Source organism: Albidovulum aestuarii (assembly GCF_029961185.1).
Lineage (GTDB): Bacteria > Pseudomonadota > Alphaproteobacteria > Rhodobacterales > Rhodobacteraceae > Albidovulum > Albidovulum aestuarii.
The window spans coordinates 461,713-474,424 of record NZ_JASBQQ010000003.1 but is presented as its reverse complement, the minus strand read 5'-3'; the positions used below and the strand labels follow the sequence as shown (position 1 = coordinate 474,424).

The following is a 12,712-nucleotide window of genomic DNA, read 5'->3' as shown; positions in this document are numbered from 1 at the left end:
GCATCAGCCGGGCACGCGCCTTCGAGGGTGCAAGCACGCCCGATAAGGCGCGTCAAAAGAGTGAAAGCTGATCTCCGGGCCTCATCGGCGGGGCAAAGGCGGAACAGTCGAGGTCGGGCAGGTCATGCGCCAGACCAAGCCGTTTCGTGGCAATCGCGAAGCGATGCGCGATAAGGTCGGCATGCAGCCCCTCGCCCCGCATTCGCCGGTCAAAGTCGGGATCATAGTCCTTGCCGCCCCGCATCTCGCGCAGGCGGTTCATGACATGACCCGCCCTTCCCGGCTCGACCCGTTTCAGCCAGTCGCGGAAAAGCTCCGCCACCTCATGCGGCAGGCGCAAGAGTATCCAGCTTGCCGCCCCGGCCCCCGCTTCCTTGGCGGCGGTCAGGATGCGCTCCATCTCCGGTTCGGTCAGAACCGGGATCACGGGGGAAACCATCACCCGGACCGGCACTCCTGCCCCGGACAAGGCCCGGATCATCGCCAGCCGCCTCTCCGGCGCGGGTGCCCTCGGTTCCATCCGCCGGGCAAGGCGCGCGTCAAGTGTCGTCACCGAAACCCCGACCTGCACCAGCCGCCGCCGCGCCATGTCGCTTAAAACATCCAGATCGCGCTCGATCAGCGCCCCCCGCGTGATGATTGTCACCGGGTGATTCCACGCCGACAGAACCTCCAGCATCCGCCGCGTGATCCGGTATCGCTGTTCGATCGGCTGATAGGGGTCGGTATTGGTGCCGATGGCGATCGGCGCGACCCGATAGGACTTGCGGCCCAGTTCCCGTTCCAGCACCTCCGGCGCCGTCGGCCGCGCCACCAGCTTCGTCTCGAAATCGAGCCCCGCCGACAGTCCGAGATAGCCGTGACTTGGCCGAGCGTAGCAATAGATACAGCCGTGTTCGCAGCCCCGGTAAGCATTGACGGAACGGTCGAAATTCAGATCGGGCGAGGTCACCGGATTGATCACCGAACGCGGACGTTCCTCGCTGACCTCGGTCCGCGCCACCCGCTCCTCCTCGGCGATGTCCCAGCCGTCGTTTTCCGCCACCCGTGCATAGGGCTCGAACCGGCCCGCCGCATTGGTCACGGCGCCACGCGCCTTCAGGCGCAGAAAGGGATCTGGGGGCGGCAGGGGCATGGCGCGAGATTAGAACATTTAGAGAACATTAATCAAGCACCACCACCACCGTTACCGCCACCTTGTCGCTCTCTGTCGCCGAATGCGCGGGCTATGTCGCAAATCGCCAAGTGATGTGGCAACATTGGACGCATTACGGGCGCAAGAACCGCCAGGAGACATGCGATGGCCGACGAAGAAGACATCATCCTTTCCGAGCTCGATGACGAAGAGCTTGTGCTTCAGATGCACGACGACCTCTACGACGGTCTCAAGGAAGAGATCGAAGAGGGCGTGCGCATTCTCCTCGACCGTGGCTGGGCGCCCTATGACGTCCTGACCAAGGCTCTGGTCGCCGGGATGACCATCGTCGGCGCCGACTTCCGCGACGGTATCCTCTTCGTGCCGGAAGTTTTGCTTGCCGCCAACGCGATGAAGGCCGGCATGGCGATCCTGAAGCCGCTTCTGGCCGAAACCGGCGCACCGAAGGTCGGCAAGATGGTGATCGGCACCGTCAAAGGCGACATTCACGACATCGGCAAGAACCTCGTCGGCATGATGATGGAAGGTGCCGGTTTCGAAGTCGTCGATATCGGCATCAACAACCCGGTCGAAAACTACATCTCGGCGCTGGAGCGCGAAGATGCCGACATCCTCGGCATGTCCGCCCTGCTGACCACCACGATGCCCTACATGAAAGTCGTGATCGACACGATGAAGGAAAAGGGCATGCGCGAGGACTTCATCGTTCTCGTGGGCGGCGCGCCGCTGAACGAGGAATTCGGCAAGGCCATCGGTGCCGACGCCTATTGCCGCGACGCCGCCGTTGCCGTGCAGACCGCAAAGGACTTCATGTCGCGCAAGCACAACAAGCTCGCCGCAGGCTGAGTTCTGGGACATGCTTCCTGTCGGCCCCGCAGGCATAGTGCCTTGCGGGGCCTTTTTCTTTCCGGCCGCTTCACATCCGGCCTCGGGGGACACAGATAGAACGGGAAGGGAGATAACGGCCATGCCACGCTTCTTGGTGATCCTCGTCCTCGTTCTCGGCGCTGCCGCGCTGACGGTGGCCGCAGCCTTTGCGTTGAATGCATCCGGCGTTGTCCCGCCTGCCGTCGCGGCGATGGCCGGCGCGGCGCTGATGGCGCTCGCGCTTCTCGTACGGTTTCTGGGGGGCAAGTCGTGATCCCCTCCGATACGGTCCTGACCGAGGAAGGCATCGGTCCTGCGCATAAGGGCCGTATCCTGCTGATCGCCTGCGGCGCGCTCGCGCGCGAGATCGTCGATCTGAAAGAGGCCAACGGCTGGACCCATCTCGACCTCACCTGCCTGCCCGCTAAATACCACCTCTGGCCGGACAAGATTACCGAGGCCGTGACCGAGTCGGTGGAAAAGCACCGCGACTCCTATGACGACATCTTTGTCGTTTATGCCGATTGCGGCACGGGCGGCCTGTTGGAACAGCGTTGTCGTGAACTGGGCGTCGAAATGATCCCCGGTCCGCATTGTTATTCCTTCTTCGAGGGCAACAACACCTTCGCCGCGCGCGAAGAGTTTACCGCCTTCTATCTCACCGATTTCCTCGTCCGTCAGTTCGACGCCTTCGTCTGGAAACCGATGGGGCTCGACCGGCACCCCGAACTCAGGGACATGTATTTCGGCAATTACGAGAAACTCGTCTATCAGGCCCAGACCGAAGACCCGGCACTCGACGCCAAGGCCGAGGATTGCGCGAAACGCCTTGGTCTCGCCTATGAACGCCGCTTCACCGGTTACGGCGACCTGAAGACGGAACTGGCAAAGTTGTAACCGCCGGGGCTGGGGTATCCGTCATCCGATCCGACTGCCGAACCAGCGCGCCACGCTCACCGACAGGATGATCCTGAGAAGGTGATGCGCGGTCACGTAGAGGATCGACATCTTCAGGCTGAGCGCGATCAGCCCCATTTCCACCAGCCCGCCCGGCGCAAAGGCCAGAAAGACCGCGCGCACCGGCTCGCCCGCGACCGGCGCAAGGGCGACAGAGAAGAGGACCGCCCCGCCGATCGTCACAATGGAATTCATCACGGCGAGGCGCAGGGCCACCAGAATCCGCCCTTTCGGCATACCCGCAAAGCGTACCCCCAGCGACGTGCCGATCACTACCTGCGCCGCCGCCAGCATCCAGCCGGGCGGCACACCCTCCGTCCAGCCCGCCATATGGGCCGCTGCCGAAAGGAGGATCGGCCCCAGCACATGACCGGCAGGCAGGCGCAGACGCAGGCCGACGATGGCCCCCACAACGGCGCAGACGGTCAGGATCGCCACATCCAGTGCATGTAACGGCGCACCGGCCACAGCCGCCCCTCCGGCGGACCCCACCGCATGGCCCTCCATCAGCGAAAAGGCGACCGGCACCAGAACGATGGTCAGAATGAGCCGCAGGAATTGCAGCATCGCCAGCATTTGGATATCCGCCCCCGCCTCCTCGCCCATCTGCACGGTCTCGACGAGGCCCCCGGGCGCGGTGGCATAGAGCGCGGTCACCCGGTCTACCCTCCCCGTCGCCGTCAGCAGTTGGAAGCCGAGGTAATGCACCAGCGGGATGAAGACGCAGAGCGCAGCGAGTGAGGGCAGCCAATGCGCGGCTTCCCCGACAATCTCCGGCCGCGCGGCCCCGCCAATGGCGATGCCGATAATCGGGATGACCAGCATCCGGATTTTCTGCGGTGCCTGCGGCAGATGACCCAAGGGCTTCAATCCGGCAATCGCCGCCGCCCCCACAGCCAGAAGCGAACCGAGGAGCATCGGCAGCGGCAGATGCAGGGCCTTCGCGACAAAGCCCCCGGCAAAGCCCAGAACATAGGTCAGAACCACCGTCGGCCAATGCGGTGCGCCGAAAAACGAAGTGAGGCGGGGCGTCATGCGGAACCGGGCTTGGCTGTCGTCACGCCTCTTCTCGCCCCCGATCCTGACATGAACCTGTCCGCGCCCCTCACCAATGCGGCGGCTTCTGATCGGCGAGCGGGATGCCCCCCGACGCCTCGGCCTCCGCCTCCGCCGCGCGTTCCAGCAAGAGCGCCACGCGGCGGGTCAACAGGTCGATCTCGCGCGCCTGCCCCGCGATCACATCCGACATGTCATCAACCGCGCGGCGAAGATGCGCGATCTCTTCCTCTGCCTTCTCCAGCCTGTCCATCCGTCCTCGCTTCCCGGCATGCGCCATACGCCTGCCATACGTTTTGCCGACAGAATGCCGACGTTTCGCAGACCACCCCTTTCCGGCCCCTCGACCCGCTTGTTCCCCCGCCCCCCATCCGTTACACCCGCGCGCGGATAGATGTGAAGGGTCGGATCATGGCCAAGGACAAGGGACCGCGCAGACCTAAGGCGGAAACGCCGAAAGGGTTCCGCGATTATTTCGGCGCCGAGGTGACAGAGCGCAAGGCGATGCTGGACAAGATCGCCGCCGTCTACCATCGCTATGGCTTCGATCCCCTGGAGACCTCGGCCGTGGAAACCGTTGAGGCGCTTGGGAAATTCCTGCCCGACGTCGACCGCCCGAACGAAGGCGTCTTCGCGTGGCAAGAGGATGATTCCGACTGGCTGGCGCTGCGCTACGACCTGACGGCCCCCCTCGCCCGCGTCGCGGCACAGTACCGCAACGACCTGCCGACGCCCTATCGCCGCTACGCGATGGGTCCTGTCTGGCGGAACGAGAAACCGGGGCCGGGGCGATTCCGCCAGTTCTATCAATGCGATGCGGATACGGTTGGCTCCGGATCGGTTGCCGCCGACGCCGAGATCTGCGCCATGCTGGCCGATGCACTGGAAGAGGTCGGCATCCCCCGCGGCGACTACGTCGTTCGAGTCAATAACCGGAAGGTTCTCGACGGGGTACTCGACTTCATTGGAATAGCAGACAACCAAGAGATGCGTGCCGCAGTTATGCGGACGGTCGACAAGTACGACAAGGTCGGCGAAGACGGCGTCATGGAGCTGCTTACTACGGGTCGCAAGGATGCCTCGGGCGCGTACATTGATGGTGTCGGCCTTCATATCCAAAGCGCTCAGAGTATCGTCCAGTATTTGACCCAGAAGTCAGTCGTTTATGATAAAGGCCTAAACAATGGCCGCCTCGCGTCTATGCGGCAGTCGGTTGGGGATTCCAAGATCGGACTGGAGGGCGTAGACGAACTGGAATCTATTTCCAACCTGTTGAAAAAGCAGGGGTATGACGAAGATCGAATCGTGATTGATTCATCCGTCGTGCGCGGTCTCGGCTACTATACCGGCCCTGTATTCGAGGCCGAACTGACCTTCGAGATCCTGGACGAAAAGGGCCGTCCGCGTCAGTTCGGTTCAGTCGCGGGCGGGGGGCGCTACGATGACCTCGTCAAGCGGTTCACCGGCCAGTCGGTGCCCGCAACCGGCGTCTCCATCGGCGTTGACCGCCTGCTGGCGGCCCTTCATGCCAAGGGACGCATGCAGACAGATACGCGCGGCCCGGTGGTTGTCACCGTCATGGACCGCGACCGGATGGCCGAGTATCAGGCGATGGCGACCGAGCTTCGTCAGGCCGGTATCCGCGCGGAGGTTTATCTGGGCAACCCGAAAAATTTCGGCAACCAGTTGAAATACGCCGATAAAAGGAACTCTCCCGCCGCCATCATCCAGGGAACGGACGAGGCCCAGCGCTGCGTCGTTCAGGTCAAGGACCTGTTCCTCGGCGCGAAGATCGCCGCCGAGGTCAGCCACGAGGAATGGAAGAACCAGCCCGCCCAGACCGAGGTGCCGCGCGATGCGCTGGTGGCCGAGGTGCGCCGCATTCTCGGGTCTGCCTGAATGGCGCTGAAAGGGGCAGCCCGGGCCGAGGCGGACCGCCTCATGGCCGCCTTCCGCGCCGCGGGCGCGGTGGCGGTGGAGGCTGACATCCTTCAGCCCGCCGAGGTGCTTCTGGACCTCTACGGCGAGGATATCCGCGGCCGTGCCTATGTGACCGCCGACCCGATCCGGGGCGAAATGATGCTGCGCCCCGACTTCACCGTGCCGGTGGTGCAGATGCATATGGCGGGCGGGGCAGAGCCCGCACGCTACTGCTATCTGGGCGAGGTCTTCCGCAAGCAGGAACATCTGACCGACCGGAAAAGCGAGTATTTTCAGGTGGGTTACGAGGTCTTTGATCGCGCCAACCCGGTTCAGGCGGATGCCGAGGTCTTTGCCCTGTTCGCGCGCCTGCTCGCCCCCCTGAACCTGCGCGCCGCAACCGGTGATATCGGCATCCTGATGGAGGCCGTGCGCGGGTTGAAGACGCTTGAGACACGCAAGGCCGCGCTCTTGCGCCACATCTGGCGGCCCCGCCGGTTCACCCAGCTTCTCGACCGCTTTGGTGGCAGGTCGCCTGCACCGGAACCTCGCGCCCGGCTTCTCGCCGCTCTGGCCAGTGGCGAAACCCTGACGGATGCCCCGTTGATCGGCCTGCGCTCCGGGGCGGAAATCGATGCCCGCCTTGCCGCGCTTCAGGAAGACGCCGCCGCGCCGCCCATCGCCGCCGAAGAGGTGGCACGGCTGAACGACCTTCTGAACCTGTCGGCCAAAAGCCCCGCCGCGCTGACGCATCTGCGCGACATGACCCGCGACATGCCTGCCATCGCTGCCGCCACCGACCGGATGGAAGCGCGGCTGGAGGCGCTTTCCGCGATGGGCGTCCCCGTGGATGACCTCGATTTCGAAGCCTCCCATGGCCGCACGACGCTCGAATATTACGACGGTTTCGTCTTTTCCTTCCACGGGCCCGATCCTGACCTGCCGCCCATCGCCTCGGGCGGGCGTTATGATGCCTTGACCGAGGTTCTTGGGCAGGGCCGGTCGATCCCCGCCGTGGGTGGCGTCATACGCCCCGGCCTCGTCGCCGACCTGACGGAGGGCGCGCCATGCTGAAACTCGGCATCCCCTCCAAGGGCAGGCTCATGGAGCAGACATTCGACTGGTTCGGCGCGCGTGGCATCACGCTGCGCCGGACGGGGTCGGATCGTGAATATGCCGGCGCCGTCGAGGGGGCCGAAGGGCTTGAACTGGTCCTGCTGTCCGCAGGCGAGATTCCCCGCGAACTGGCGGCGGGGCGCGTCCATCTCGGCGTCACCGGATCGGACCTCGTGCGCGACAAACTCGCTGACTGGGACCGGCAGGTGGCTGAACTGGCGCCGATGGGGTTCGGTCATGCCGACCTGATCATCGCGGTCCCGGCCTCATGGCCCGACGTGGACACGCTCGACGACCTCGACGCCGCCGCCGCGGCATTCCGCCGGACCCACGGCCACCGCCTGCGGATCGCGACGAAATACCATCGGCTGGTGCGCAACTTCCTGACCGAGAACGGCGTCGCCGATTACCAGCTGGTCGACAGCCAGGGCGCGACGGAGGGCACGGTCAAGAACCTGACGGCCGAGGCCATCGCCGACATCACTTCGACAGGTGAAACCCTGCGCGCAAACCACCTGAAGATCCTCACCGACGGGCTGATCCATCAAAGCCAGGCCACGCTCTACGCCGCCCGCAGCGCCGACTGGCGCAACGGCGCCCGGCCGGTCCTGATGAACCTTTCCCAGCGCCTCGGCTTCGACCCGAACGCGCTCTGATCTTCTTCTGTTCAGAAATACTCCGGGGTTCGTCCATTGGTGCGCCATTGGTTCGAGAACCAATGGACGACGGGGCAGCGCCGCCGGCCTCGCCCTCACCGCAGCCCGATCTCGGCCAAGGCCAGCGCCATCTCCTCGGGCAGCGCGGTATCCGTCCCACGCCCCTTCGGCAGGTCACGCGGCGCGTCCTTGGGGTCGAGATAACGCCAGCCCTGAAACGGGCGGCGCATCGCGGCCTCGGTCCGCACAATCTCCGGGTCCATCACGATGCCGCAGCGGCGGATGCCATCGCCCCGGTCGACCTCGTCCAGCCGGACGATCCGCTGGCGGCAGAGGATCACGCCCTTGATCACCCAGTATAGCGACCCGCCCGCCAGAATCTCGGCCTCGCGCTTCGGCCACATCCTTGTGACGTGGCGGCGCTCGCCCGTGGCATAGGGCGCGGGATGGGTGCGCTGCCAGTCGAGCAGGTCATCGACGCTGTCCGCGCCGACGCAGAGCTTCAGAAGATGGACGAATCCGGTCATGTCACCCCCAAGACCTTGCCATTCTACGCCCCCGGCCCACGAGATCAAGTTGACCGGAGCGGCAGGTCCGCGTATCGTGACAAGCCTTCCCAAAGACCGAGGATTGCCGCACGATGACCCGTTTCGCCGCCCCCATTGCCGAGCAGATATGGGACATGAAATACCGCTTCAAGCAGGCGGACGGCACGCCCATCGACGGCACGGTCGAGGATTCCTGGCGGCGGATCGCCCGGGCGCTCGCCTCGGTCGAAAAGGACCCCGCCGCTTGGGAGGACCGCTTCTACGAAGCCCTTGAGGATTTCAAATACCTGCCCGCGGGCCGCATCACCGCAGGCGCTGGCACCGGCCGCACCGTCACGCTCTTCAACTGCTTCGTCATGGGCACGATCCCCGACGACATGGGCGGCATATTCGACGGTCTGAAAGAGGCCGCGCTGACGATGCAGCAGGGCGGCGGCATCGGTTATGACTTCTCCACCATCCGGCCAAGGGGCGCCGAGGTGAAGGGCGTCGCCGCCGACGCCTCCGGCCCCCTGTCGTTCATGGATGTCTGGGACGCGATGTGCCGCACGATCATGTCGGCAGGCTCGCGCCGGGGCGCGATGATGGCCACCATGCGCTGCGATCATCCCGATATCGAGGATTTCATCGCCGCCAAGCAGGACGCCGCGCGGCTGCGCATGTTCAACCTTTCCGTCCTCGTCACCGACCCGTTCATGGCGGCGGTGAAGGCCGATGGCCCGTGGGAGCTGACCTTCGGCGGCAAGGTTTACAAAACCCTTCAGGCGCGCGATCTGTGGAACCGGATCATGCGGGCGACCTATGATTACGCCGAGCCGGGCGTGATCTTCATCGACCGCATCAATGCCGCGAACAACCTGAACTATGTGGAAACCATCGCCGCCACCAATCCCTGCGGCGAACAGCCCCTGCCGCCCTATGGCGCTTGCCTTCTGGGGTCGGTCAACCTCGCCCGGCTCGTCTGGTATCCGTTCGAGGACCGCGCCCATCTCTGCGAAACCTCGCTTGACGAGATCGTCGCCACCGCCGTCCGCATGATGGACAATACCGTCGATGCCTCGCGCTTCCCGCTCGCGAGCCAAGAGGCAGAGGCGCAGGCCAAACGGCGGATCGGCCTTGGCGTCACCGGGCTGGCCGATGCGCTTCTGATGGTCGGCCTGCGCTACGGCTCGGAAGAGGCGGCGGAACAGACCGAAAAATGGATGCACCGCATTGCGCGGGCGGCTTATCTCGCCTCGGTGGAACTGGCGAAGGAAAAGGGGGCGTTTCCCCTCTTCGACGCCGAAAAATACCTCACCTCGGGCAATATGATGCAGATGGATGCGGATGTGCGGGACGCCGTTGCCAAACACGGCATCCGCAATGCGCTCCTGACCTCCATCGCGCCGACCGGCACAATCAGCCTTTACGCGGGCAATGTCTCGTCGGGGATCGAGCCGGTCTTTGCCTATGCCTATACCCGCAAGGTGCTGCAAAAGGACGGCTCGCGGACCGAGGAAGAGGTTGTCGATTACGCCTATCACCTTTGGCGCGAACGCTTTGGCGACAAGCCCCTGCCCGATCATTTCGTCAACGCCCAGACGCTCCCGCCACTCGATCATGTCCGCATGCAGGCGGCGGCGCAGAAATGGGTGGATTCGTCGATCTCGAAGACCATCAACTGCCCCGAGGAAATCAGCTTTGACGCGTTCAAGGACGTCTACATGGCGGCCTGGGATCAGGGCTGCAAGGGCTGCACCACGTACCGCCCGAACGCGGTGACGGGGAGTGTGTTGAGCGTCGAGACGTCAGATTCGGCAAGTCGGCTGAAGTCCGCGCGGAAGGCTAAAGGGTTGTCTCAAGCTGCGCTTGCGGATCTATTGGATGTAAATCAAGCAACAATATCCAAACTCGAAAACGAAGGTCTCGAAAAGTTCGGTAAGATTGAAAATTTGGCGGAGGTTTTGTCGGTTAAACCGGCTTGGCTGCGTTTTGGTGAGGGATCGGGTCCAGAAGTCCTCTCCAAGGACGGCTCAGAACCGCTCACCCCGCATGGCGATGTGATCTATCTCTCCGAACCCTTGGACCGGCCACAGACGCTCGAAGGCGCGACCTACAAGCTGAAATGGCCCGACAGCGAACACGCGATTTACATCACGATCAACGACATCGTACAGGGCGGCCACCGGCGACCCTTCGAGGTCTTCATCAACTCCAAGAACATGGAGCATTTCGCCTGGACCGTGGCGCTGACCCGCATGATCTCGGCCGTGTTCCGGCGGGGGGGCGATGTGTCCTTCGTGGTCGAGGAACTGAAGGCCGTCTTCGACCCGCGCGGGGGGGCGTGGATGCAGGGCCGCTATATCCCCTCGATCCTCGCGGCCATCGGCGGCGTGATCGAACGCCACATGATCGCCATCGGCTTCATCGAGGGCGAAGGGTTAGGCCTCAAATCCGATCCCAAGGCCGAGGTCATTGCAGTGGGCGAAACACCGCGCGGCCCCGCCTGCCCTTCCTGCGGGCAATACGGCATGCAGATGATCGAAGGCTGCATGACCTGCCCGTCCTGCGGCCATTCCAAATGCGGCTGACCGGCCGGGCGGCTGGTATTCCCACCGGCAATTAATGGCCATTGGCCGGGTTCAGTTGGGCCTTTGGATTGAGACCCGTCATCGAAAGAGAAGAGGCTGATGCGATCCGCGATCGCGTCGGCCCTTGAATGGCTGCCAAGGCTTTGGGTCAGTTTTCCTCTGTTGCCAGGGCCGCAGAGAAGTCGTGCTCTGCAACGCGGTTATCCTTTCATGCTGCCGAGAATGACCGATTCGAGCCCAAATCGCTCAAAGCGGACAACCGAGGCAACTGCGACCCCGCATCGCCCTGGCAGATTGACCGACCGCCATGGCACTTTTCTGCATTCGCCTGCCAAAACCGCCGGTATACCCGGAGAAATCGCCACCTTCTCAGGCGATTGTGGCGGCGAACCGGCGGCAGGCCGGAGGGTTCAGACAAGAAAAGGAAGCGCGTGATGTCGTTCAACAAGGTTGCCGTTCTCGGCCTCGGAAAGGTCGGCCATCTGGCCGCGGAACTCCTGGCCGAGGCAGGCTTTTCCGTCACCGGCGTCGATGCGCGTGAGGTTTCGGGCTGCCCCTTCCCGACCAAGGCTGCTGATCTGACCGACAAGGACGCCTTGGCCGCGATCCTGAAGGATCAGGAGGCGGTTCTGTCCTGCCTGCCCTATCACCTTAATATCGGCGTCTCGACCGTCGCCCATGGCCTTGGGCTCCACTATTTCGACCTGACCGAGGATGTGCCGACGACCCAGCATATCCGCGAACTGGCGAAGACCGCGAAGGGCATCATGGCCCCTCAATGCGGCCTTGCCCCCGGTTTCGTCGGCATTGTCGGCGCGCATCTCGCCGACATGTTCGGCAAGGTCCGCTCCATCCGCCTCCGCGTCGGCGCGCTGCCGCAGAACCCGACGGGGCTTCTGGGCTACGCCTTCAACTGGTCGCCCGAGGGCGTCGTGAACGAATATCTCAACGATTGCGAGGTGATCGAGGAGGGCGTGCACAAGACCGTCTCGGCGATGGAATGGCTGGAGACGATCTATATCGACGGCGTGAAGCTCGAGGCCTTCACGACATCGGGCGGCCTCGGCACGATGTGCGAGACCTATGCCGACAAGATCGAGAACCTCGACTACAAGACCATGCGCTATCCCGGCCATGTGGAACTGATGAACTTCTTCTTCCACGAACTGCTGATGCGCGAGAACCGCGAGACGGCAGGCAAGATCCTGACCCATGCCAAGCCGCCGGTGGATGAGGATGTCGTCTATGTCCATGTCGCGGCCGAGGGCTGGGTGGAAGGCCAGCTGAAGCGCAAGGAATTCGTGCGCGCCTACTACCCGCTGGAGATCGGCGGCAAGCGGCGGACGGCGATTGCCTGGACGACCTCGGCCTCGGTCGTGGCGGTCATCGAGATGGTGCGCGAAGGCAAGCTGCCGCAAAAGGGCTTCCTGAAGCAGGAAGAGATCCCGCTGACCCCGTACCTGCAAACCCGCACCGGCAATTATTACAACCTCGGCCACAAGAGCCGTCACGGCTGACCTGACTTCGCCCGGTGGCAGGAAACCGCCCCCGGGCAGCACCGCCTTCAACTTGTTGCGATGACCGGGGTCCACAACCCGCCCCGGCGCCGTACCCGATTGCCCCCCTCCAAGAGCGCCCGCAGACGTTCAGCGCGCCAGCCGGTCAGGGGGGCGGCGGCGTGGTCATATCCGCCGCGAGGGTCGCGGTTGAGGTCCTGCAGATAGAGGTTCTGGGCCAGCGGGTTCACATCAAAGCACATCGTCGTTCCTTTCTGTTCTTGGATTGTGGGTCGATGCACCTAAGATGCGGGTGGGGCGCTCGGGATCCGTAAGGCTCAGCGTGACGGGAGCGTAAAAACGGTGGGGA

13 protein-coding genes are annotated in these 12,712 nt (G+C 63.9%); 8 read left to right on the top strand and 5 right to left on the bottom strand.

Annotation, left to right across the window (positions count from 1 at the left end; translation table 11 throughout):
• Window positions 1-52: 52 nt before the first annotated feature.
• Window positions 53-1,135, bottom strand: a complete 1,083-nt coding sequence (locus tag QKW60_RS10335) for a PA0069 family radical SAM protein (RefSeq protein ID WP_282368540.1) — start codon at window positions 1,133-1,135, stop codon at window positions 53-55.
• 165 nt (window positions 1,136-1,300) lie between these two features.
• Here QKW60_RS10335 and QKW60_RS10330 point away from each other — a divergent pair, with 165 nt between their 5' ends.
• From QKW60_RS10330 to QKW60_RS10320, 3 genes are all read left to right on the top strand, one after another.
• Window positions 1,301-2,002: a corrinoid protein gene (locus tag QKW60_RS10330; protein WP_282368539.1), complete on the top strand. Its 702-nt coding sequence runs from the start codon at window positions 1,301-1,303 to the stop codon at window positions 2,000-2,002.
• A 121-nt stretch (window positions 2,003-2,123) separates the two neighbouring features.
• Window positions 2,124-2,297, top strand: a complete 174-nt coding sequence (locus QKW60_RS10325) for a hypothetical protein (RefSeq protein ID WP_282368537.1) — start codon at window positions 2,124-2,126, stop codon at window positions 2,295-2,297.
• Window positions 2,297-2,920, top strand: coding sequence for a DUF1638 domain-containing protein (locus QKW60_RS10320; protein WP_419762675.1), 624 nt, complete (start codon window positions 2,297-2,299; stop codon window positions 2,918-2,920). The genes QKW60_RS10325 and QKW60_RS10320 overlap by 1 nt, the downstream gene beginning before the upstream one ends.
• 21 nt (window positions 2,921-2,941) lie before the next feature.
• On the opposite strand, the gene QKW60_RS10315 is transcribed toward QKW60_RS10320, so the two are convergent.
• Together QKW60_RS10315 and QKW60_RS10310 are read right to left on the bottom strand one after the other, a co-directional pair.
• Window positions 2,942-4,015, bottom strand: coding sequence for an AbrB family transcriptional regulator (locus tag QKW60_RS10315; RefSeq protein WP_282368534.1), 1,074 nt, complete (start codon window positions 4,013-4,015; stop codon window positions 2,942-2,944).
• A gap of 70 nt (window positions 4,016-4,085) precedes the next feature.
• Complete coding sequence (locus tag QKW60_RS10310) at window positions 4,086-4,289, bottom strand: SlyX family protein (RefSeq protein WP_282368532.1); 204 nt, start codon at window positions 4,287-4,289, stop codon at window positions 4,086-4,088.
• 158 nt (window positions 4,290-4,447) lie between these two features.
• On the opposite strand from QKW60_RS10310, the gene hisS reads away from it, so the two are divergent.
• The 3 genes from hisS to hisG are packed head-to-tail and all read left to right on the top strand — an operon-like array spanning window position 4,448 to window position 7,728.
• A complete protein-coding gene (gene hisS, locus QKW60_RS10305; protein ID WP_282368530.1) occupies window positions 4,448-5,935 on the top strand; it encodes a histidine--tRNA ligase in 1,488 nt (495 codons plus the stop codon).
• Window positions 5,936-7,030, top strand: a complete 1,095-nt coding sequence (locus QKW60_RS10300) for an ATP phosphoribosyltransferase regulatory subunit (protein WP_282368528.1) — start codon at window positions 5,936-5,938, stop codon at window positions 7,028-7,030.
• Window positions 7,024-7,728 carry an ATP phosphoribosyltransferase gene (gene hisG, locus QKW60_RS10295; protein ID WP_282368527.1) on the top strand — a complete coding sequence of 235 codons (705 nt, stop codon included), beginning with the start codon at window positions 7,024-7,026 and terminating at the stop codon, window positions 7,726-7,728. Before QKW60_RS10300 ends, hisG begins: the two co-directional genes overlap by 7 nt.
• Window positions 7,729-7,823: 95 nt before the next feature.
• Here hisG and QKW60_RS10290 read toward each other — a convergent pair whose 3' ends face one another.
• Entirely contained in the window at window positions 7,824-8,255 is a 432-nt protein-coding gene (locus QKW60_RS10290) for a DUF1489 family protein (RefSeq protein WP_282368526.1), read from the bottom strand.
• Between the two features lie 113 nt (window positions 8,256-8,368).
• On the opposite strand from QKW60_RS10290, the gene QKW60_RS10285 reads away from it, so the two are divergent.
• Together QKW60_RS10285 and QKW60_RS10280 are read left to right on the top strand one after the other, a co-directional pair.
• On the top strand, window positions 8,369-10,846 hold the full coding sequence (locus QKW60_RS10285) for an adenosylcobalamin-dependent ribonucleoside-diphosphate reductase (RefSeq protein ID WP_282368525.1): 2,478 nt from the start codon (window positions 8,369-8,371) through the stop codon (window positions 10,844-10,846).
• 434 nt (window positions 10,847-11,280) lie between these two features.
• A complete protein-coding gene (locus QKW60_RS10280) occupies window positions 11,281-12,363 on the top strand; it encodes a saccharopine dehydrogenase C-terminal domain-containing protein (protein ID WP_282368524.1) in 1,083 nt (360 codons plus the stop codon).
• A 47-nt stretch (window positions 12,364-12,410) separates the two neighbouring features.
• Here QKW60_RS10280 and QKW60_RS10275 read toward each other — a convergent pair whose 3' ends face one another.
• Window positions 12,411-12,605 carry a hypothetical protein gene (locus QKW60_RS10275; RefSeq protein ID WP_282368522.1) on the bottom strand — a complete coding sequence of 65 codons (195 nt, stop codon included), beginning with the start codon at window positions 12,603-12,605 and terminating at the stop codon, window positions 12,411-12,413.
• Between the last annotated feature and the right edge of the window lie 107 nt (window positions 12,606-12,712).